Below are 20,742 nucleotides of genomic sequence, written 5' to 3' on the forward strand. Positions count from 1 at the left end.
AAAATCAATTCGAGACACCTATAAACCTCTTAATTTATAAGAGGTGCCACTCATATTAAAATATATATTGCATAATAAAGCAACCCAAATGGACTACTAAACTTGACATGTCATCAGAAAGACAACAATTTGTAAAATATATGACTTTTTCAAAACACTATCCCTCAGTATCTTACTATACCACACAAAAAGAAAGTGGTATTTTTTTGTACTTTTTACTTTATTTACATCAATAAAAAAGAGCACATCCCACAGAATGTGCTCTTTCTATACTCTTTATATTACTTTTCGTTCTCTTCTTTTTCTTTATCAAACCATAACAGCTCATCGTTATCAACTTCACCATTATAATTGATTAAAATTTCTTCTCCTGCTTTTATATCTTTATAAGCATAGAAGTTAAATGTATGATTCTCAAAAACGATGTCATACGTTGCATTCGGTGTATATGAATGATTAAATAACATACCATATCCTAAAAGGATTGCCGTATGATTGATTCCATACTCAAATGCGTAATCAGCAAGTAACGTTTTCTCAATATGTTCATGCTGTTCATTCGGATAAGAGATAACTGGTGCTGCGTGTATCAACTCACCCTTTTTAATATCACGAGTTGCAAATACACCTCTATTAAATTCTCCATCACTAAGTTCAGAAGTCTTAACTTCGATCATATGCGTCACCTATATAATTCTTTCTTTGAAGTATTTTATTCCGCTATTTGCGGATAGCTTGATTGGTGAGGGCTAATAATCAGTATGTACTAGTCTCACTTTATCTCCTTAAGCTTGGCAGAAAACGCGCAGAAAAGCAATTAAATTCCTATCAAGTATTCGTTTCAATGAAAAAAGAGCACATCACTCGTGCTCTTTCTAAGCAATATTACTTTTCTAAAATATCTTCTAACAACTTCACTTGCTCGCTAACAGTTTGTAACGTCTTCACTGACGTATCATTTCGATGTTTTTCTTCTTCCACACTCGCTAGCACTTCTTCTGTAGCTGTAGAAGTTTGCTGAATTACGTTAGAAGCATGCGTAACATCCTTTACGATATTCGTCGTTTTAACTTGGAAACTTTCTTGTTGAACAACAACCTCTCGCATTACTTCATTAATCGCATCAATAAACTTCCCTAAATCAGTTACATTTGTTAAAACGCTTGCTAACATCTCGTTACATTCTTCTTGTACTCTTTCTGACTTCTCTACTTGCACTTCTACCTTACTTGCTTGATTACTAAACTCCTTCAAAATCCCTTGAATTCTTCCCGCAGAACGATTTGATTCTTCAGCAAGCTTTAACACTTCACTCGCTACAATAGCAAAACCTTTTCCATGCTCGCCTGCCCTCGCAGCTTCAATATTTGCATTTAAAGCTAGCAAACTCGTCTGACTTGAAATATTCGTTATTACATCTACAATTTCATTAATTTGTTTCGATTGCATCATTAAATCTCTAAATATAATTCCAGACTGTGAAACAACATCATTTAAACTTCTCATGTTAGTTTCAAAATTTCTTAGAGTATGTACACTACCTTTTGAAATTTCTAAGCTTTCATCCACATGAGCCGATGCAGTTCTTACTTGAGAGATGATTTTTTCAATATTTCCCTCCATATCATTGAATACTTCTACCGAACGATACATCATCTCTGATTGTGATTGCGTACCAACTGCCACCTCTTCAAAGGCAAAATTAATTTCACTCATCGATTCCATCGACGTGTTCATATTTTGTCTTAAATGATTGAAATTACTATCTAGTTTCACAACTGTTTCTTCAATAAGTCTTTGCGTCTCTTCTAACTCCTGAGCTTTTCTCATTACTTCTTGCTTCTCATCACTTAAACGAAGGAGCAGATTAGAACCGATTTTCGTGACGCCCCACATAGCGATTGTTACAATCGCTAACAAACTTGCGAAATTAGCAGCTTCAGATGAGGCTGTATAAGCAAAAAATTGCTCCGGCCAATAGCTACAAAGGATAAATGTAATCACAACAGCTACCCCGCCAATAATTAAAATGAGGCGCTCACTTAAATAAATAAGTGAAACAGCTAATGTAAAATAGACCATTTGAAATACAGCCGGGCTTTCATTAAAAGCTTGTACCATAATGTAAGACATTGTAAGCAACATAAATGTCATGATATATTTATACGCTGATTCCATACTTTTTATAAAAGTAAAAAGCGTTCCAAATGCAACGACAGAAATACCACAAATCCAAAATGCTATGGCTCTCTCTGTAAAAATATATCCATAATACCCAATTGCGATTATCCCAAGGAAGAAACTACAAATCGTTATAAACAGTAATAAATGATTTTTCTGTGATTCTTTCTCAAGGTTAGAAAAACAAGTCCTCTTTAACCACTCCATATGAAGCCCCACCTTCTACTTATACATATCAATTACTTCAGTTTAAATACCGCACTTACTGGGTTATGATCGCTATTTTCAAACTTTAAATCTTTCCCTTGTACATTTACAATCTCTACATTCGGTGAAACGATAAAGCCATCAATAATAGTGACGAAATTTTCACCTTCTACATATTTCTTTACATCATCTCTTACAGTCATAACAGACGGATCTACAGCCCACTTAAAGCCACCGTCTGTAAAGTCCTTCGGTAACTCTACTAACCACTCAGGACGCTCTTTCACGAACTTCGGATCACTTAATTGAGCGTTCGAAACCAATTGATTCCAATCTCCACCCATTATTACGTAATCACCATTTTCATAATACTTGTTCATATATTCTTTTAAATACTCTACTTGCTGTTTTCTAATTTTCCCGCCTTCATCATAAGCAGACAAATGTAAATTTACGAGTCTAACATGTTTTCCATTATTAACAGGAATTTTATATTCCACAATTGCTCGATCTAAATCAAACAAACGCTTTGGCCAAGGCTCCATTCCAGGTAGCTGGAACCTCTTCGCTTCTTGAACAGTGTATTTAGAAAACGTACTTAATCCAGCCTCCGCATATCCCATTGGATTTGTTATTGGCACTGGAACCCATTTCGTATCGTAGTTCTTGCCAAATGACGAAACATAATCAGGTAATCCTTTTTTCAAAAATTCATGTTCATTTACATCAAATGAACGAAGTGACTTTATATCAACTTCTTGTAATAGTGCAAAATCACTATTCTCATTTTGTAAAAACGAAAGCATATTCTTTAAATTAGTTTCCGTTTGCTCTTTACTACTTGAACCAGATCCCTTTCCACCATCCATAAAGAAATCTTGATCCTTATCTAACCCAGCATATCCAATATTAAATGTTGTAACTTTAAACTCATTTCCAGTCGCTAATACGCGCTCCTTATTATTCTCTACCTTCAAGCTTATAACATCAGCAGGCTGTTCTTTAGTAAGTGTCATATAAGCTAGAAATCCTCCTACAATGCCCGCTACTACTAAAACACATGTAAATACGATTTTTAAAAATTTCTTCAAATAAATGACTCCTTTTCACGCAAATTTATTTTTCTTTATTTTCAGTCAAATAAAACAAAACGACACACATAAGAAACATTTTATCATAATTAAAACCGTATATCACTATATTTAGTTGATAAGTAATCGATCCCATTTTAATTACTTAAAAAGCCTTCAGACATCAAAAAAAGAAAAGTTACACCCTCCTCCTCACTGGAAATTAAACGGTATATTTAGTACACTATATGTAATAATCATAGGCGATGGAGTTCGCCATAAACGCTGCTTAGCTAATGACTCCTACCAGTATGGATACTGGTAGGAGTCTATTTTTTTGAGCAAGCTATTTAAAGAGGTGAGAAAATTGATTTATATTATCGTTGGCATTGCTGGTATATTAGGAGCTCTTTCTCGTTATTATTTAGGTCTTAATATCAACACATTTTGGCATCATTCATTTCCATTGGCAACATTACTCATTAACTTAATCGGTTGCTTTTTCTTAGCGTGGCTAACTACTTATATCGCTCGGCTAAACATCTTACCTTCAGAGGTTATCACAGGCATCGGAACTGGATTCATCGGTTCCTTTACGACTTTTTCAACATTTAGTGTAGAAACTGTGCAATTGATCAATCATTCTGAGTGGAGCATAGCCTTCTTATATGTATCATGCAGCATACTTGGTGGCCTCATTATGTCTGGTCTTGGCTATACACTTGGAGATTTCTTAATTAAGAAATCTCTTACAGAAGGTGATTACTCATGATAGAAGCTTTATTAGTCGCAACAGGAGGATTTTTCGGTGCGATTACACGATTTGCAATTAGCAATTGGTTTAAGAAAAGAAATAAAACACAATTTCCAATTGCTACATTCCTTATTAATATAACAGGAGCATTTTTACTTGGATATATAATCGGCAACGGAGTTACTACAGGCTGGCAACTATTATTAGGTACTGGATTTATGGGCGCATTCACTACATTTTCTACGTTTAAATTAGAATCTGTTCAGCTTCTCAATCGTAAAAAGCTATACATCTTCCTTTTATATTTAAGTGCTACTTACATAATTGGTATCCTCTTCGCCTTCCTTGGAATGAAGCTAGGCGGAATATAAAAAAAGCGACTCTATTGAGTCGCTTTCTTTCATAAGAAATATGTCCCGCCATATGGAATGGAAAATAAACCAGCTGGATGTACATCGTAATGTACAATTTGCATCGGAAGTTGTGAATACGGCATATACTGACTTTGCATCATTTGTGCAAAATATGCTTGTTGCTGCATTTGAATAGCTTGATTCACAGCATGAATTGTCCCTTGTGCCCCAGCCAGCGTAATAGCAGCTCCTACTTGTCTACCATTATAAAAATAATGATTCATCATGATTCATCTCACTTATTCTTTTTCTTCCATATGGTATGTTTCTATTTCATAGTGAGTGTTTTGTCCCTATCTATTGCCCTTTTTCAGCTTTGAAGTAATAAATCCAAATAGCAATATACCAATACCACTAAGGAACAATATATAACTTATCGGTACTAGGAAAAAGAAAGGTTCTTCAAGAAATCCATCCGCTCCTACTTTACTGTTTGAAGCATGTATCGTTAAAGAAATAATCGCTAAAATCATGAAAGAAATAGCTACTACGTATTTATTTTTCATTTCACATTCTCCTCTACTTATGTAATTCCCCTTAGATTCTTACCATCATATTATCTAAAAAATAATTATTGACTAAACAACCAACAAAAAGGTTTGCAAAGCATCTTAAATCACTTCACAAACCTTCTAAATTATAAATATTTACACTTCAAACCTCTTGCTTAATACAATATACATTGCGCAAAATAGCACGAATATCCCAGCATAAATTAACAAAATCTCTACACTAAACATATCCGACAACGGACCAAATATTATCATTCCTAAAGGAAGCGCGCATGAATTCGCAATTTGTACAAGGCTAAACATCCGTCCGTGCATTGATGGTTCTACTTTCTCTTGCAATAACACAGTAACTGGTGTATTGAAGCACGGCATTGTTATACCAATTAAAAAATTAAAGACTAAATACATAATAAATACCGGAGCGATCCCTAGTCCAATCATAAGCAGTCCATACAACGCACAAGCTAGCGCTGTTGTATGCATACGATTACGGAAACCACCCCACGCTGCAATCAATATGCCACCAGCTGCCGCTCCCGCACTAAAGGTCATCTCACTAGCAGTAAGTCTCCACATTTCGGCCCCGAAAGAACGAGTTACCATTAAAGGTGTTAAAAAAGCAGCTGGACTTATTAAAATCATGACGATAATCAATAAAACGATTAGCCTTTTAATAAATACATTTTCTTTTAAATAAGAGAACCCTTCTTTAATTCCTTGTAGATTAGATTTTTGCTTACTCTCTACATTCACATGTCCTTCCACCTGAATGATAAACATAATACCAATTCCAATCATAGCCGTAATAACATCAATAAAAAATGTTGTTTCAATGCTGGCAATAGAAAGAATCGTAGCACTTGCTGCTGGAGAAAGAAACATAATTAAAGATGTAATACTGCTATTTATTCCATTTACTTTCATAAGATACTCTTTCGGAACGATTTGCGGAATTAATGCATTCACAGCTGGCGTTTGTACTCCTGTTCCAGCTGAACGAATGAGTAACACAATAAAAAGTAACCAAATACTTTTATATCCTGTTAAAAATAAAATTGCTAAAACTAACGTCGCAATCGCTATAATCCCGTCCGATAACATAATCATCTTTTTACGGTCATAACGATCAATCCAAACACCTGCAAACAAAGATATCGCAATTTGTGGTAGAAAACCGCAAACAGTTGAAATAGTCAACATCACTCCTGATGATGTTGTAAGGGTGATATACCATATAATCGCGTATTGCACGAGAGAGGAACCGAACAACGAAATAGTTTGAGCGGTCAAAAATAATATAATTTTCGTTTTCCAATTGTTTTCACTCATACGTTTCACACCCCCTTAACTAATCCCGTCTCTATATGAAAGATGCTATCTGCCCAATCAAGATAAAAACTTGCTTCGTGAGATACGAGTATAATACTGCCCTTAAACTTAATTAACGCCTTTTGCAAAGCTTCCTTCGCTTCTGCATCCAAATGATTTGTCGGCTCATCTAAAATTAAGAAGTTACAAGGTGATAGTAATAATCCACACAGTTTCACCTTCGATTGTTCACCACCACTTAACGTACGAATTTCTTGCGAAACGTGCGTATCCTTCACTCCACACGCAGCTAAATGATGGCGTATTTCCTTCATATTCAGTTTAGGAAACTGTTCTGAAATAATTTGAAGCGGCGTTAAAGAATCATTGCTCCAATTTAAATCTTGCTCATAATATCCAATCTTTATTTGCTCTGAAAAGTGAAACTCTCCAGAAATACTAGCAATATTTCCAACGATTGTTTTTAATAAAGTAGATTTCCCTACTCCATTGAAACCTGTAATAACAAGTTTTTGCCCACCCATTACTGAAAAATTCAACTTTGGTAAGAGAGCGAAGTCGTAACCAACTTCAAGATTATTTACTTCAAGAACTGTCTGAACTGAAATGGGAAGTTCCTGAAAATGAATAGACGGTTTATGAGTAAAACTTGGTGGCGCAATTCTTTCCATACGCTGTAATTGTTTTCTACGACCTTGCGCTATTTTTGAATTCACCCCAGCAATATTTCTACGAATATACTCTTCCGTTTTTTCAATTTTCTTTTGCTGTGCATAATATTGGCGAATATAATCTTTTCGCAAATGCTCCTTTTGTCTTACAAAATCTGAGTATTTGCCGTAATACTTCTTAACTGTTCCGAACTCTACATCACATATGCAAGAAGTTACCTTTTCCAGAAAATCAAAATCATGTGATACGACAATAAACGCTCCTTCAAAATTCATTAAATAATTAGCAAGCCACTCCACATGCTCCTTATCGAGAAAATTCGTCGGTTCATCTAGCAATAAAATATTAGGCTCTTCTAATAAGAGCTTCGCTAAAATTACCTTTGCACGCTGCCCTCCGCTTAATTCACCAATCACACGATCCATCCCAATCACATCAATACCTAAACCGGCTGCCACCTTATTCGTAATACTATCTACTGAATAAAAATCACGAGCCTCGAGCAGTTCTTGAATTTCTGCCGCTTTCAATAGTTGATTTTCATCTCCAGTCATCGCACTTTCTTCATATAACTTGTTCATTCTCTTTTCCATTGCATACAAATCATAAAAGGCTCTCTTTAAATATTGTGAAATGGTATAACCCTCATCAATTTCTGCGTATTGATCAAGATGTCCAATTTGAATATTAGGTTGCCACTTTATGTCTCCCTTATCAGGAATAATTTCCCCCACCAATATTTTCATTAATGTGCTTTTTCCTGCACCATTCTGTCCAACAATTCCCATATGCTCCCCTTTATGCAAATCAAAAGAAGCATTTTCGTATAATACTTTATCTATAAAACTATGTGATAAACTTTCCACTTTAAGTAAACTCATTTTTATTCCTCTTTTCCTGAAATTAAAAAAAGCAGAGAGATAGCGTCATTCGACACTAGCCCTCTGCTTCGTGGTTTTTCCTATACTACTCCAATTTATAGTAAAGACTCATCGGAATAATATACACAAAGGGCCATAGACAAAGCATTGTCTATGGCCCCTTAATCTATTTTATACACCAGCTGAAAAACCATAACGAAATAAGCATAGATAAACTATACTTTTTTAGAAAAGTTATTCAGCCGATGAATATAGGGGATTTATACCCCTTGATTAAGCTCCGTACAACGCTTCACCGTATACATTTGTGCGGAGCAAAGTTTTCTAATGAGTTTTACAAATTTTATATAAAGCATATTATGCACCTTCCTTAATACTTAAAAAGGATTTTAGCATACGGTTTTACGAAGCGTCAACATTACTTCCGAATCTTTCAACTACTTGTTTTCAAAATATTGCTTCTGAAACATACACATTCTTATCGCATTATGATAGTTACCATCAACGAAAAACTCATCGATAAGCTCACCTTCTACCATAAACCCAACTTTTTTATAAACATGTACTGCCTTTTCATTTTCCTTATCCACAACTAAATAAATCTTATGCATATTTAGTACGGAAAAAGCGTAATCCATCGCTAAACGCGTCGCATCCACTGCATAACCATATCCTTGATAATTCGGATCAATAATGATTTGGAATTCTGTTCTACGGTGAATATAATCGATTTCTACTAACTCAACTAATCCAACCATTTCATTGTCTTTCTCAACGATAAATCGGCGTTCGCTTTGATCATGTATATGTTTATCATATAAGTCTTGCAGCTCCACAAATGCCTCATACGGCTCTTCAAACCAATACGACATAATATGCGCATTATTATTCAGTTCGTGTACAAACTTTAAATCTTCTCGTTCTAATGGACGTAACTTCAATTCCTGATTCATTCCTATAACCTCCAAGTAAAAGAAACCTCTTCACTTAATTTCTCAATTTTTTTCGATTTCAAACGCCCTAATTTCATTGTAAACTTTCAAGCAACTTGAAGGTCAAGATGTAAAAAAGTAGTGCAAACTTATGTCTGCACTACTACTCTTTTCTCAAATCTCTCATATTTGATATGTATAAAGCAATAACTAAAACAAGAATTGCTCCTGCGTATAATAACGTCTCCATCGGTTCCTCATGAGACACAATAATTAATCGAATTAAGGCCGTAATTCCGATATAAATAAAATAACGTAACGGGAAATGATAATTCGATTTAAAATACTTAATAATTAATGCAATGAACTCGAAGTATAAGAAATAGACGATGATACTTTCAACCAATTTATAAGACGTATACTCTTTTGCCGAAAAAATATACTGCACGAACGTAATTGTCTCATTCACTAAGAAAATTGATAACACAATGGATAATATAATTAAGGCTATATTTAATATCCATTGCAAAACACTAGCTATAACATGATCGATATTAAATGACTTCATTTTCTCTTTAGACTCCCCTTCGTATAAGTACTTATTTATTATAGCAAAATTACGATTGGAAAGAAGTTAAATCATATATTCGTCCTTTGTTGTTGCCAGTGAAGGGCAGATTTAGTGTGTGGAGAATTCTGTTTACAACCATACCCGACGAAACATGGAGAAACTCTTTCAAATTACCGTTCGTACATGTCGTACTAATAAGCAATGCATAATCTCGTATAGCACCCTCATGTGCCACTTTTGAAAAATCTTTACAACTTTTACAACGCCACCCCTTCTTCACTTTAACCATTGGAATAACTAAGCATTTCTCACATTGTACTCCATTTAACAACTCCTCTTTTTCTATTTTATATTGCTCAAGTATATTTTGTTGAAGTGGAGAATGCTCCATTATTATTTGATGAATGAGCCTATCTACATTATCTATAACCTTTCTCTTATATTTACTTTCAAACCACTTTATTTTATGAGGTAAATTTGCACTATGAATAATTGTATGAAGAAGATTGTCATCTGAAGATTTTATAATGGTACGAGGCGAGCTAATAACAACGAGGGACTCAATCGGAAGACTAGAGGAAAATCCATGTAAGCTTAACCATTTCTTTAGTTGTATTTCTTGCCTTTTTATTTGTAAAACCGGATCTGGAAATCCCTCTGAATTTCCTTCTGTTATTCGGATAAGTTGATTAAACTTTGCATCAAACATTAATGTACCTGCTATATTTTTTATCTCAAGAAAAAGAAGAAACTTTGTGGAAAGGATAATAGTATCAATTTGAAAGTATTGATCATGATTAGATAAGCGAACGTCATGTAAAACACTGTATTCTTTCTCAGAAATAAAACTAAGTGGATAATCAATTGCTTGCTCCCCTTTATACCCCGCCATGTGTTTTGCTAAGTTTTCTCCAATTAAATTTCGTTTTGGATGATGTACAGGTAACCTTCTAAGAAGCGCTTCTAACTGTCTTATATAAATCGGCATTTTTCTTTCTTTCACAATCATCTCAAACACCCCTTTACAAATATATCAACGATTTTTTCAATATATCTATCACAAATCGCAATATATCAACGATTTTTCCAATATATCTATCATAACTCACAATATATCAACGATTTTTCCAATATATCGATCGGTCGACAATATCCGACACTACCTCCCTCCACTCACTCACAGCATACCCCAGAAAAACACCCTCAGCAAAAACTTAAAATCGTATTTCCTCATAAAAAAAACATAACCCGCTCCTCTAGCAAAGTTATGTTTTTATCCTACAACGCCACTCTACCTATAACTTTGCCGTGAATTTCACAAAATCCATTTGTACCTATACCAACTTTCACCTTTTTCACAATGAAACTATATACGTTAAAATCGTTTCACGACGTTATTACTTACGCATAGCTACAATTTATATAATAACGGCACAGTACAAATAACGTACTAAATCACTAAGTATGGGGGAATAACGATGAAAGAGGCGTTACTATTAGTAGACATACAAAATGATTACTTTGCAGGCGGCAATATGGAATTACATCAACCTGAAAAAGCCGCACACAAAGCGAAAGAAGTTTTGAAAGTATTTCGTGAAAAGCATAAAACAGTTATTCACGTACAACATATTGCGAACAATGAAGGGGCTACTTTCTTCTTACCCGATACAGTAGGTGTTCAAATTTATGATGATGTACAACCGATTGCTAACGAAAGAGTCATTCAAAAACACCACCCTAACAGTTTTTTTAGAACACATTTATTAGAAACATTAAAGACAGAAGAAATAGATCAATTAGTCATTTGCGGTATGATGACTCATGTATGTATTGATGCAACAGTACGCGCTGCCAGTGACTTCGGATTTCAATGTATTGTAATTGAAGATGCTTGTACAACAAAAGATTTAGAATTACAAGGAAATTTAATCCCCGCAGTACACGCTCATCAATCGTTCATGAGTGCATTAGAGTTTGGTGATATTTATGCAACAATCATGTCAGCGAGCTGTTTTATAAACAAAAGCAAATAAAGAATTACAGTTCCATATGAGAAAAGAAAGGATAAGTATCTTATCCTTTCTTTTTTTCAATTGTCTTAATAACAGTATTTATACGATAATCACCATAATGTAAAACATCTGCAAGAGCCTCTTCTAATTGCTGATGCGAAGATGTGTGAAGAGTCATGACATAGCACCCATCGCCGCTTATACGATACATTTCAGTAATTACGTCCATTTTTTCAAAAAAGTTTTGAATTTGATTATGATAGTGCGGTGCATGCAAAAATAGTGTAACAAAGGTCATAATAGAACCTTCTAGCTTAGCCCTGTCAATATTTATCGTATATTTTTGAATGACACCTGCCTCTTCTAATTTATTAATTCGTTTCCCAACAGCCTGGCCAGTCAAATGTACTATCTCCCCAATTTCCTTCCAGTTCATTCTAGCGTTTTCTTGTAGTAATTGTATAATCTTAAAATCTGTTGAATCAAACATGGGCATCCCCTTCCTATACGAAACGAATTCTATAAAATCTTCATTTTCCTTACAGTTTTCCTCAAAAGTTTTGCACTACAATCGATTAGCTCTATTAGCAATTACATTATTGTTAGTGGCTTTCCTTCTTCTTTACAATGTATTTTTGGGATTACTCGTAGGCACTACAGCAAGCTAGCAATTTTTTATAAATATGAACATTTTTTAGGAATTAGTTTATCTTTTTTTAATGTTTTATTTAGAGGCAGTTTATAGTCGAGTATTAACATAAGAAACGTAGCAACTAAGTTCGTATATGACGCACTGCTACTATAATCGCTAACCGTACTACCTAAAATCATAAAATAAGGAGACGATAAAACATGAACAAAAAAACAAAAACACTATCATCCATACTGCTCGGATTCACATTAGCATTAACAGGGTGTGCTGGTACTAAAGCTGAAGAAAATCATGGGAAACAAAAGCAAGAACAAGTTGCTAAAGAAACAAAAAAGGAAAATAAATTAACTAAAGGGCAAAAAATGGCTAATATTCTTAGCGAGACAAATTGGCAAGGTACACGAGTGTATGACAAAGATAAGAATGACTTAACAAAAGAGAATGCAAACTTCATCGGTCTTGCAAAATATGATGCGAAGTCCGGCAGATATGAATTTTTTGATGCTAAAACAGGTGCAAGTCGTGGCGATAAAGGAACTTTCTTTATCACAAATGATGGGAAAAAGAGAATATTAATTTCAGAATCAATGAAGTATCAAGCTGTCGTTGACATGACAAAACTAAATAAAAATGTATTTACTTATAAACGAATAGGGAAAGACGCTAACGGTAAAGATGTAGAAGTTTTCGTTGAACATGTTCCATATAAAGAAAAAGAACTTTCTTTCACTGATCCGGACAAGCAGCTGAACACGACTACAGGAGATATTGTTAAAAACGTTGATGGAGATAAAATTTTAGGCGGTACCCTTTGGCACGGAACAAAGGTATTAGACGAAGCTGGTAACGATGTAACACAGTTTAATTCGAATTTTATAAGTCTAGCAAAATTTGATGACAAATCTAATAAATATGAGTTTTTCAATAGCGAAACAGGTCAAAGCCGCGGTGATTATGGCTACTTCGATGTTGTACACGAAAATAAAATAAGAGCCCATGTTTCAATTGGAAATAACAAATACGGTGCTGCTCTTGAACTTACTGAACTAAATAAAAATAAATTTACGTATAAAAGAACTGGTAAAGACCAAGCTGGTAACGATATAACTATATTCGTTGAACATGAACCTTATAAAGGTGATATGAAACCACAATTTAGCTTTTAAAAACGTTTGATTAAAGATCCTGTACTGAGTTACAGGATCTTTCTTATTAAGCAAGAGAACGAAAAGACGAAAAACATGTAGCTTTTCGTCTGCACAATATTCCCACCTTATAGTTGATGATTTACAAAACTTAAAAACATACCGATACAAAATAAAATTTGTGACCAAGTAAAAAGCGCCCTACTTATAGGGCGCTTGTTTTATACTTAATGACTAATACTAGCTGTTGGGTATAATGTTGTTCCTCCAATTGAAACTTTTATTTCATTTGTTAATGGAACATTTTGTTCATTAATAATTGTTCTCCACCATTCCCATGCAAGACCTGTACATTCTCTTGCTACAATTTTTATATTTTTTGAGTTCGGTGGAAGAGGGATAACTGTAGAGTAATGAGCCGTTTTGTCTTTTCCGCTACCATCCCATGTTTTATGTGTTAATACTTCGTTACCCTTTTGGTCAAATGTGAATTCATCCCAAGATACATCAAATTGAGCAACGTAAGCACCGTAATGATCAAGTGTCATTTTAGCACTTGAATATTCTGTAGTTGTCGTCTCAATATAATCTGTATTGTTATGAACAGCAGCAGTTGCATTATCTTTTAAGAAAGTGCTTGTATATGAAATTGGGTATGCTGGATTTTTAAGACTTAATTCAGCATTATCTTTAATGATATTTCGGATTTCATTGAAATCTTTAGTAACAACCTTGTTATGCTCTTTCGCATCTCCGCCTAATACTACAGCAGTAAAGGTACTTTCTTCAAAAATATCTTTATACTGTCCACTTGTTTCAACGCTGTTATTCTTAAGTAAGGCTTTAAAAGCAGCTTGTACATCTTTGCTCTTAGATGTTGTTTCTAATTTTACATAAATCGTTCTACCATAAGCTACATTTGAAACCATAACAGGTGGAGCCGAATTACTTACGCCTTTTCGAGTTAACTCGTCAAAAGTAACGCTATTATCAAAAAGGTCGGATGGATTGTTAGGTAGTTCAGCACTTACCGTATAAAATATTTGCTTATACGCCGCTACCATCACTTTTTTCTCTCCATTTGCAACCGCATTAAAATCAATGTTTAGACTGTTATCAAGATATTTAGCGTTAACATTAAGAGCACTTGCTATTTGTGATTTACTATAAACCATAGATTCCGTATACTGCATTCTTGCAGGTAACGTATGTGTTGTAGAATACTTTTCATTCCAAGTAGATACTAAATCGTCTACTGCTCCAGCTACATTACCATATGTCGGATTTTGGACAGTGATTGTATTTTCTTTTCTCATGCCCGGTAAGTCTATACTAATATTCAAAGGCTTTCTCTTAGCCACTAATAAACTTGGTTGATTGTCTGCAAAAGCTTTATTTGCAAGTTGTACAGCTCCTGGATACGTGCGATTCACTACAGAATCAATAATTGAAATATCGACTGGTGACGTTGTAAGTGATTTTTTCTCGCGTTCCACTACTACAAATTTACCATTTGAATTGATACTTTCTTTCGGAACAAAACTTTCTACTTTATCACCATTTACAGCTAAAACCTCTTGATTATTATATTTAAGATTTGCTATACCAGTATCAATGCCACTAGCATTTTTGGTTACATCAGTTGCATTACTTGCATTACTTGCTTGTGTTTCTGCGAAGGAAATAGATGAATAATTAATAGTGCATAGACTAACTAATAAACATGCAAGGAACTTTCTTCTTTTAGTGTTTTTCTTAATATTCAGAAAAGTCACCCCGTTCTTTTTTTAGTAAAATATGATAATGATTGATAAATGATAGCTAACTAATAAACTTACATAAATGCTTTTAAAAGTTCTTGAATTAACGGGATTACGCCACCTACAAATTTTAAAACTGCCATTGCGATTTCCATATTATTTCCTCCTTTTTATTGCTACGAAAATGTGATTTATCTTTATGCCCTCATTATAGTGACCCCTTACACTTTTATCAATACACTCTGATATGCAATATTACATATCAAAAAACAAGCTGAATTCTTTTAAAAAGTTATACAGGGATATTTTTTTCGTTTAGTACATACTTGAAAAGGTGAAGCATTCTTTTGCATTTTATGAGTAGTCACATAAAAAAGCTGCTGCCTATAAAATACAGACAGCAACTTCAACTAGAGTAGCTTGCATAATCTACACAAGCTACGGTATTTTTTTACATTTTATAACTAATAAACTGCGATTGGCCCATAAGGACCATTAATAATTTCTATTTTTGTTTCAAAAATATCTGTCAGAAGTGTTGAGTCCATAACTTCTTCTACTGTTCCAAAAGCAGCAATTTGTCCATCTTTCATAGCACAAATTTTATCCGAGTATTTAGCTGCAAAATTTATGTCATGCATGACAGTCAAAATTGTTCTTCCAAATTCATTAGCTGCACGTCTTAAATGCTCCATCATTTGAACAGAACGAGCAACATCAAGGTTGTTCAAAGGTTCGTCCAAAAGTACATATTCCGTCTCTTGGCACAATACCATCGCTACATATGCCCTTTGTCTTTGACCACCAGAAAGCTCATCTAAATATCTATTCTCTAAACTAGTTAAATCTAAGAAATCGATATATTTAGAAATGATAACCTCATCTTCTTTAGTCAATCTTCCCTTTGAATAAGGAAAGCGCCCAAATCCAACTAATTGTCTAACTGTAAGCCTAGTTACAAAATGATTTTCTTGTCGCAATATAGTCAAAACTTTTGCTAAGTCTTTTGATTTGGATTCAGAAACATCCATATTTGCTACCTGAATTTGGCCTTCATCCATATCTAAAAGTCTGCCAATCATCAAAAGTGTCGTGGACTTTCCAGCACCATTTGGTCCAATTAAAGAAGTAAAGCCTGCTTTTGGTATTTCAATATCCAAAGGTCCTATTTTTACCTTATCAGTATAGAACTTTTTAACATTATCAATTTTTATCATAAAGCCCTCTTCCTTAAAACTATAGTTAAGAATATGATTCCACCAAATAATTCAATAATAACTGAAACTACACCTTGAGCATGGAATACATGATACATTAAAAAGTATGCGCTCGTCATTATTAAAAATCCTATAGCAAAAGCCATCGGAAAAATATATCTATGATCATAAGTTGCCGCTGCCTGATAACTCAAAGTTGCTACTAAAAAGCCGTAGAAAGTAAGTGGCCCAATTAGAGCTGTTGAAATGGACATTAAAATAGCTACTAATACAAGCGTATAAATTACACTAGGTTGATATTTAACTCCAAAAGAAGTAGCAACATCTTTTCCTAGTGACAAAACATTCAAATTCTTAGAATGAGCAAAAATTAATACCGCTACAATTATGATCATAGGAATTACAATAGGAAAATATGCAGGATCTGCATGATTAACAGAACCAAATAATCTTGCTTGTAAAATATCAAATTCTGAAGGCGCAAGTAGTTTTCTCATGAAAGTTGACACAGAGTTTAGCCCGGTACCAATAATAATTCCAACTAAAAGCATAAGTTGTAAATTCCCGTATTTACCGGAAAGTAACCATCCATAAAGTATCAAACTCATGAAGACCATAACAACAACTTGGAATAAAAATGATCCAATTCCATTAAAATTTATTAACGCACTAGCACCAAAGAAGAATACTGTACTCGTTTGAATTGCTGAATAAAGTGATTCGAAACCTAAAAGTGAAGGAGTAATAATTTTATTATTCGTAATAGATTGGAAAGCAACTGTCGACAAGCTATGGCAAACCGCAGCAATAATCATTGCAACAATAGCTACTATCCTTCTCTTAACGACTGGGATAAAAGAAGGTGAATCTATCGGAACTGGATTGTTATAAACTAAAAGTCCATATGAAGAAAGAAGACCTAAAGCAATCAATGTTATGAGTAAAATCCAATAACGTTTTGCTTCCTTCTTAGACCGAAAAGCGCTAGCTGATCTACTTTCATTATGAAGGCTAGAATCGATTTCGACATTTTCTTTTTTTCTATATTCTAATGTGATCATCGTAGCCTCCTTGGTTTTCTTTGTCTCAATAAAATAGTAATAAACACGACTGCTCCCACTGTTGCAAGTATTAAAGAAACAGGTAATTCAAAAGGCTGTATAATTGTTCGAGAAATGGTGTCACAGGCAGTTATTGATCCCATTCCGATCACACAAACCCAAGGTAAATTACTCCTAAGATCATCACCTCTAAACATTGAAACGATATTTGGCACAATTAATCCTAAGAAAGGTAAGTGTCCAATAACAGCTGCAACAATTCCAACTGCAACAGAGATAAGAGCAGTCCCAAAAAGAACAATTCTATTGTAATTAACTCCAAGACTTGTTGCGACATCTTCTCCTAGTCCAGCTAAAGTCAATCTATTAGCATACATAAAAATAAGAAAAGTAATGATAACAATCAGCCATAAATATTCATATCTTCCCACCTGAATGTTAGCAAATGAACCTACAAACCAAGTTTCAATACTTTGCGTCTTTTGAAAAAGGAGTCCTAAAAAAGTAGACACTGCAGAAATTACTGCTCCAAGCATCAATCCGATAATCGGAACAATTAAAGACGAACGAAGCTTAACTCTTCTTAAAAATAGAAAGAAAATCATAGTTCCTATAAAAGAAAAAATGATTGCACCAGTCATTCTTTGAACTAAAGTCGGGGCAGGAAATAATAAATACACAAAAAGCAGGCCTAAGCCTGACCATTCAATCGTCCCCGTTGTAGTAGGTTCAACAAAACGATTCTGTGTAATTAATTGCATTACGAGTCCTGCCATCGCCATTGCAGCTCCAGTAAGCATTAATGCAACTGTTCTCGGAACACGAGTGATGAAAAACATCTCCATTCCGTCCTCTTGTCCACGTATATCATAAACTCCAGTAAACAGTGATATAATCCCTAAAATTATAACAACTATAACCGCTATTATAAAAGGTTTTGTCCATATTTTATTGTGATTATAAAACTGGGGTTGAGAAATATTCTCAACCCTAGAAATCATATTTTTTGACACTGTTTCGTACCCCTTTACACTACTTAGCTAAAGTTTTTGCAAGATTTCCAAATAACTCTATATAAGTTTGAATTGATTCATTTGTGTAAGTATCTTCTGGTGCATAAACAACTTGTTGTTTAGAAACAGCAGTTGTGTTTTGAAGAGCTGGTGATTTAGAAATAACATCCTTAGCAGGTGTTGACTTAGCTGCATCAGATGTTGCAGCATCACGATCTAATACGAAAAGCCAATCAGGATTTGTTTGTGCGATAGCTTCAACAGAAACGTCATCACCTTTATGACCTGCAGTAGAATTCGAAACTTCTAATGCTGGAGTCCAACCGAAAATTTCATACATAGGTCCCCAAACGCGACCAGAGTGCGGCGCAGCAAAGCCAATATTTCCACCAGTAACGATAACACTCATAACTTTATCTTTTCCGTTATAAGCAGATTTTGCCTTTTCAATAGATTTATCGAAATCAGCTACTAATTGTTTAGCTTCTTTATCTTTAGCAAAGATTTTACCTAAAGTAGTTGTAGAATCTTTAAGTCCTTTTACTAAGTTTTCTCCAGGCTTAGTAGCCTTCTCAGAAACATCAAAATTAAGATCAATAACAGCTGCATTTGGCACTAATTTTTTGATTTCTTCATAATGATCAGCAAATCTTTGACCAACGATTACAAGATCAGGGTTTGCCGCTGCAATAATTTCTAGATTTGGTTCACGGTGATTCCCAATATTTTGAACTTTTTCATCCTTTTTATATGCTGAATCAGCAGGCATGATATCCTTTGGAGCAGCCGCTAATTTAATTCCCCAATCAGATAAAGTTTCAAAAGTTCTGTTATCCAAAGCAACTACATTCTTTGGGTTTACAGGTACTTTAACAGTTCCATGAGCATCAGTGATTTCAACCGTTTTTGGCTTATCACTACCATTATCTTTATTATTAGCCTTCGAAGTTTCTTTACTTGAATCTGAGCAAGCCACTAACATTAAAGTAAAAATTGCTAGAATACTCACTAATTTTAAAAGCATAGATTTTTTCATATGTATACTCCTTATAGTGTGATTTATTTCGAAAATGATGACATCCATAGATTGAATTAGAAGATAACTTTTATTCAATTGAATCGCTATTGATAATCATTTTCATTTGAACATCCTGTTAATTAGTATAGTCATTAATTCTGTGAAAATCTTGTGAATCGTATGAATTCATAAAATCAAGCATAAAAAGTAATATGTGCGGTCAGGACTGTTGATTAACCTTCATTAAATACTTTCTCAACAAATACGGGACAGAGACCTTCCCTTACAAAATACGCGCAGTAATAGCTAATATTTCACAGAAACTACTTTATTATCTTATTTTTATCATTCAACCATTGAATAGCCTCTGCCATGTATCGTTTGAATATATCTATCTTTCTTCTCGCACTTTAGCTTTTTTCTTACATACCCAATATATAAGTCTACTACATTCGGATTTACTACTACGTCATATCCCCAAACTTGATTCAAAAGCATTTCACGGCTTAATATCGTATTTTTATTCTTAATTAAAAATACAAGTAAATCGTACTCGCGCTTCGTAAGCGAGAGATTTTTGCCACCTTTTTTCACAATATTGCTAGATGCATCAACAAAGAGATCTTTAAACTGAAAAAAGTTTGTCTCATTTTGCTGGTTATAGTCACTTCTTCTTAAAATAGCTTGAACTCTCGCTACTAATTCTTCCTTCACAAATGGTTTTCTAATATAATCATCTGCTCCTGCTTGTAACCCTGCTATGCAATCCTCGCTAGAAATATTGTTGGTCACAATAATGATTGGTGTCGTTTTAACAAGTCGTATTTGTCTACAAATTTCTGGTCCCGATATACTTAATGAATCCCAATCCAATATGATAATATCCCAATCTTGCTCATATGCTATATTTAAACCTTGGTTTTCATTGTGAAGTTTTAAAATGAAATGGCCCTCTTGCGTTAAACCGCTTACGATTTTCTTTGCTGAAGACCGTTCATTTTTAATCACCAACACCTGCTTCACCGATGGTTCACCTCTACTTCAATATAAATTATTCAGATAAAAAAATTATCCCGAAAAAATAATTTAAGATTTATAAATTTAAAACCCCTAAATAATCCATTAAAACAGTTTATTAGGAGAACTCTATATAATCTTACAATAGGTATGGATAAAAACACAAAACATATGAAGATTCGAATAAAGTAAAAAAATAATAACCACTTAACAATTGAGCGTTTACAATCTGCTATAGTATCTACCCGCTTATCATCAATAACCATTTTTTATTCTCTCTTTCAGGGATACCGTCCCATCAACTTCAGCATTCTATAAAACC

At 34.1% G+C, this 20,742-nt stretch carries 21 protein-coding genes and 1 riboswitch; of the genes, 4 read left to right on the forward strand and 17 right to left on the reverse strand.

Features of this window, described 5'->3' with window-relative positions; genetic code table 11:
- Positions 1–281 precede the first annotated feature (281 nt).
- The 3 genes from BHV55_RS25340 to BHV55_RS25350 all read right to left on the reverse strand — a co-directional run bounded on the left by BHV55_RS25340 (position 282) and on the right by BHV55_RS25350 (position 3,479).
- Positions 282–677: an SET domain-containing protein gene (locus tag BHV55_RS25340; RefSeq protein ID WP_000573649.1), complete on the reverse strand. Its 396-nt coding sequence runs from the start codon at positions 675–677 to the stop codon at positions 282–284.
- A 208-nt stretch (positions 678–885) separates the two neighbouring features.
- Complete coding sequence (locus BHV55_RS25345) at positions 886–2,388, reverse strand: DUF4077 domain-containing protein (protein WP_070757734.1); 1,503 nt, start codon at positions 2,386–2,388, stop codon at positions 886–888.
- Between the two features lie 32 nt (positions 2,389–2,420).
- Positions 2,421–3,479, reverse strand: a complete 1,059-nt coding sequence (locus BHV55_RS25350) for an endonuclease/exonuclease/phosphatase family protein (RefSeq protein ID WP_069605323.1) — start codon at positions 3,477–3,479, stop codon at positions 2,421–2,423.
- Positions 3,480–3,711: 232 nt separating this feature from the next.
- Positions 3,712–3,771: riboswitch (Fluoride riboswitch) on the forward strand.
- A gap of 54 nt (positions 3,772–3,825) precedes the next feature.
- Here BHV55_RS25350 and crcB (BHV55_RS25355) point away from each other — a divergent pair.
- Both crcB (BHV55_RS25355) and crcB (BHV55_RS25360) read left to right on the forward strand, forming a co-directional pair.
- The gene (gene crcB, locus BHV55_RS25355) at positions 3,826–4,230 is read left to right on the forward strand and encodes a fluoride efflux transporter CrcB (RefSeq protein ID WP_000639312.1); all 405 of its coding nucleotides are present in this window, start codon (positions 3,826–3,828) and stop codon (positions 4,228–4,230) included.
- Positions 4,227–4,583 carry a fluoride efflux transporter CrcB gene (gene crcB, locus BHV55_RS25360; RefSeq protein WP_000568581.1) on the forward strand — a complete coding sequence of 119 codons (357 nt, stop codon included), beginning with the start codon at positions 4,227–4,229 and terminating at the stop codon, positions 4,581–4,583. The genes crcB (BHV55_RS25355) and crcB (BHV55_RS25360) overlap by 4 nt, the downstream gene beginning before the upstream one ends.
- 29 nt (positions 4,584–4,612) lie before the next feature.
- On the opposite strand, the gene BHV55_RS25365 is transcribed toward crcB (BHV55_RS25360), so the two are convergent.
- The 7 genes from BHV55_RS25365 to BHV55_RS25395 form a co-directional block, all read right to left on the reverse strand.
- Entirely contained in the window at positions 4,613–4,852 is a 240-nt protein-coding gene (locus BHV55_RS25365) for a DUF3947 family protein (RefSeq protein ID WP_000980956.1), read from the reverse strand.
- A 66-nt stretch (positions 4,853–4,918) separates the two neighbouring features.
- A complete protein-coding gene (locus BHV55_RS25370) occupies positions 4,919–5,131 on the reverse strand; it encodes a DUF3955 domain-containing protein (RefSeq protein ID WP_000792610.1) in 213 nt (70 codons plus the stop codon).
- A gap of 141 nt (positions 5,132–5,272) precedes the next feature.
- Entirely contained in the window at positions 5,273–6,466 is a 1,194-nt protein-coding gene (locus BHV55_RS25375; protein WP_048568706.1) for an MFS transporter, read from the reverse strand.
- 5 nt (positions 6,467–6,471) lie between these two features.
- Positions 6,472–8,019, reverse strand: a complete 1,548-nt coding sequence (locus BHV55_RS25380; RefSeq protein ID WP_048568707.1) for an ABC-F family ATP-binding cassette domain-containing protein — start codon at positions 8,017–8,019, stop codon at positions 6,472–6,474.
- Positions 8,020–8,456: 437 nt separating this feature from the next.
- Positions 8,457–8,972: a spermidine N1-acetyltransferase gene (gene speG, locus BHV55_RS25385; protein ID WP_001071092.1), complete on the reverse strand. Its 516-nt coding sequence runs from the start codon at positions 8,970–8,972 to the stop codon at positions 8,457–8,459.
- A 142-nt stretch (positions 8,973–9,114) separates the two neighbouring features.
- Positions 9,115–9,519, reverse strand: coding sequence for a phosphate-starvation-inducible protein PsiE (gene psiE / locus BHV55_RS25390; RefSeq protein WP_000834708.1), 405 nt, complete (start codon positions 9,517–9,519; stop codon positions 9,115–9,117).
- A 49-nt stretch (positions 9,520–9,568) separates the two neighbouring features.
- Positions 9,569–10,531, reverse strand: coding sequence for a nuclease-related domain-containing protein (locus BHV55_RS25395; protein ID WP_070757732.1), 963 nt, complete (start codon positions 10,529–10,531; stop codon positions 9,569–9,571).
- Between the two features lie 469 nt (positions 10,532–11,000).
- On the opposite strand from BHV55_RS25395, the gene BHV55_RS25400 reads away from it, so the two are divergent.
- The gene (locus BHV55_RS25400; RefSeq protein ID WP_070757730.1) at positions 11,001–11,558 is read left to right on the forward strand and encodes a cysteine hydrolase family protein; all 558 of its coding nucleotides are present in this window, start codon (positions 11,001–11,003) and stop codon (positions 11,556–11,558) included.
- A gap of 40 nt (positions 11,559–11,598) precedes the next feature.
- Here the strand turns inward: BHV55_RS25400 and BHV55_RS25405 are convergent, their stop codons facing one another.
- Positions 11,599–12,027: an Lrp/AsnC family transcriptional regulator gene (locus tag BHV55_RS25405; protein WP_229180809.1), complete on the reverse strand. Its 429-nt coding sequence runs from the start codon at positions 12,025–12,027 to the stop codon at positions 11,599–11,601.
- Between the two features lie 362 nt (positions 12,028–12,389).
- Between BHV55_RS25405 and BHV55_RS25410 the strand changes: the two genes are divergently transcribed.
- On the forward strand, positions 12,390–13,355 hold the full coding sequence (locus BHV55_RS25410) for a DUF4822 domain-containing protein (protein ID WP_070757728.1): 966 nt from the start codon (positions 12,390–12,392) through the stop codon (positions 13,353–13,355).
- 206 nt (positions 13,356–13,561) lie between these two features.
- On the opposite strand, the gene alo is transcribed toward BHV55_RS25410, so the two are convergent.
- From alo to BHV55_RS25440, 6 genes are all read right to left on the reverse strand, one after another.
- A complete protein-coding gene (alo, locus tag BHV55_RS25415; RefSeq protein ID WP_070757726.1) occupies positions 13,562–15,109 on the reverse strand; it encodes an anthrolysin O/cereolysin O family cholesterol-dependent cytolysin Alo in 1,548 nt (515 codons plus the stop codon).
- Positions 15,110–15,558: 449 nt separating this feature from the next.
- Positions 15,559–16,311 carry an iron ABC transporter ATP-binding protein gene (locus BHV55_RS25420; protein WP_000590071.1) on the reverse strand — a complete coding sequence of 251 codons (753 nt, stop codon included), beginning with the start codon at positions 16,309–16,311 and terminating at the stop codon, positions 15,559–15,561.
- The gene (locus BHV55_RS25425; protein WP_070757724.1) at positions 16,308–17,372 is read right to left on the reverse strand and encodes an iron chelate uptake ABC transporter family permease subunit; all 1,065 of its coding nucleotides are present in this window, start codon (positions 17,370–17,372) and stop codon (positions 16,308–16,310) included. The genes BHV55_RS25420 and BHV55_RS25425 overlap by 4 nt, the downstream gene beginning before the upstream one ends.
- Positions 17,369–18,385, reverse strand: a complete 1,017-nt coding sequence (locus BHV55_RS25430; protein ID WP_070757722.1) for an ABC transporter permease — start codon at positions 18,383–18,385, stop codon at positions 17,369–17,371. The genes BHV55_RS25425 and BHV55_RS25430 overlap by 4 nt, the downstream gene beginning before the upstream one ends.
- A gap of 19 nt (positions 18,386–18,404) precedes the next feature.
- Positions 18,405–19,421 (reverse strand): siderophore ABC transporter substrate-binding protein, encoded by a 1,017-nt coding sequence (locus BHV55_RS25435; protein ID WP_000749436.1) that lies wholly within the window; start codon positions 19,419–19,421, stop codon positions 18,405–18,407.
- Between the two features lie 327 nt (positions 19,422–19,748).
- A complete protein-coding gene (locus BHV55_RS25440) occupies positions 19,749–20,426 on the reverse strand; it encodes a response regulator transcription factor (RefSeq protein ID WP_000815809.1) in 678 nt (225 codons plus the stop codon).
- Positions 20,427–20,742 lie beyond the last annotated feature (316 nt).

Source organism: Bacillus sp. RZ2MS9 (assembly GCF_001816185.2).
In the GTDB taxonomy this organism is placed as follows: Bacteria; Bacillota; Bacilli; order Bacillales; family Bacillaceae_G; genus Bacillus_A; species Bacillus_A cereus.

Coding starts and splice junctions, on each gene's coding strand:
- BHV55_RS25340 (WP_000573649.1), bottom strand. CDS start 677: ATGATCGAAGTTAAGACTTCTGAACTTAGTGATGGAGAATTTAATAGA.
- BHV55_RS25345 (WP_070757734.1), bottom strand. CDS start 2,388: ATGGAGTGGTTAAAGAGGACTTGTTTTTCTAACCTTGAGAAAGAATCA.
- crcB (WP_000568581.1), top strand. CDS start 4,227: ATGATAGAAGCTTTATTAGTCGCAACAGGAGGATTTTTCGGTGCGATT.
- BHV55_RS25365 (WP_000980956.1), bottom strand. CDS start 4,852: ATGATGAATCATTATTTTTATAATGGTAGACAAGTAGGAGCTGCTATT.
- BHV55_RS25370 (WP_000792610.1), bottom strand. CDS start 5,131: ATGAAAAATAAATACGTAGTAGCTATTTCTTTCATGATTTTAGCGATT.
- BHV55_RS25375 (WP_048568706.1), bottom strand. CDS start 6,466: ATGAGTGAAAACAATTGGAAAACGAAAATTATATTATTTTTGACCGCT.
- BHV55_RS25380 (WP_048568707.1), bottom strand. CDS start 8,019: ATGAGTTTACTTAAAGTGGAAAGTTTATCACATAGTTTTATAGATAAA.
- speG (WP_001071092.1), bottom strand. CDS start 8,972: ATGAATCAGGAATTGAAGTTACGTCCATTAGAACGAGAAGATTTAAAG.
- psiE (WP_000834708.1), bottom strand. CDS start 9,519: ATGAAGTCATTTAATATCGATCATGTTATAGCTAGTGTTTTGCAATGG.
- BHV55_RS25395 (WP_070757732.1), bottom strand. CDS start 10,531: ATGATTGTGAAAGAAAGAAAAATGCCGATTTATATAAGACAGTTAGAA.
- BHV55_RS25400 (WP_070757730.1), top strand. CDS start 11,001: ATGAAAGAGGCGTTACTATTAGTAGACATACAAAATGATTACTTTGCA.
- BHV55_RS25405 (WP_229180809.1), bottom strand. CDS start 12,027: ATGTTTGATTCAACAGATTTTAAGATTATACAATTACTACAAGAAAAC.
- BHV55_RS25410 (WP_070757728.1), top strand. CDS start 12,390: ATGAACAAAAAAACAAAAACACTATCATCCATACTGCTCGGATTCACA.
- BHV55_RS25420 (WP_000590071.1), bottom strand. CDS start 16,311: ATGATAAAAATTGATAATGTTAAAAAGTTCTATACTGATAAGGTAAAA.
- BHV55_RS25425 (WP_070757724.1), bottom strand. CDS start 17,372: ATGATCACATTAGAATATAGAAAAAAAGAAAATGTCGAAATCGATTCT.
- BHV55_RS25435 (WP_000749436.1), bottom strand. CDS start 19,421: ATGAAAAAATCTATGCTTTTAAAATTAGTGAGTATTCTAGCAATTTTT.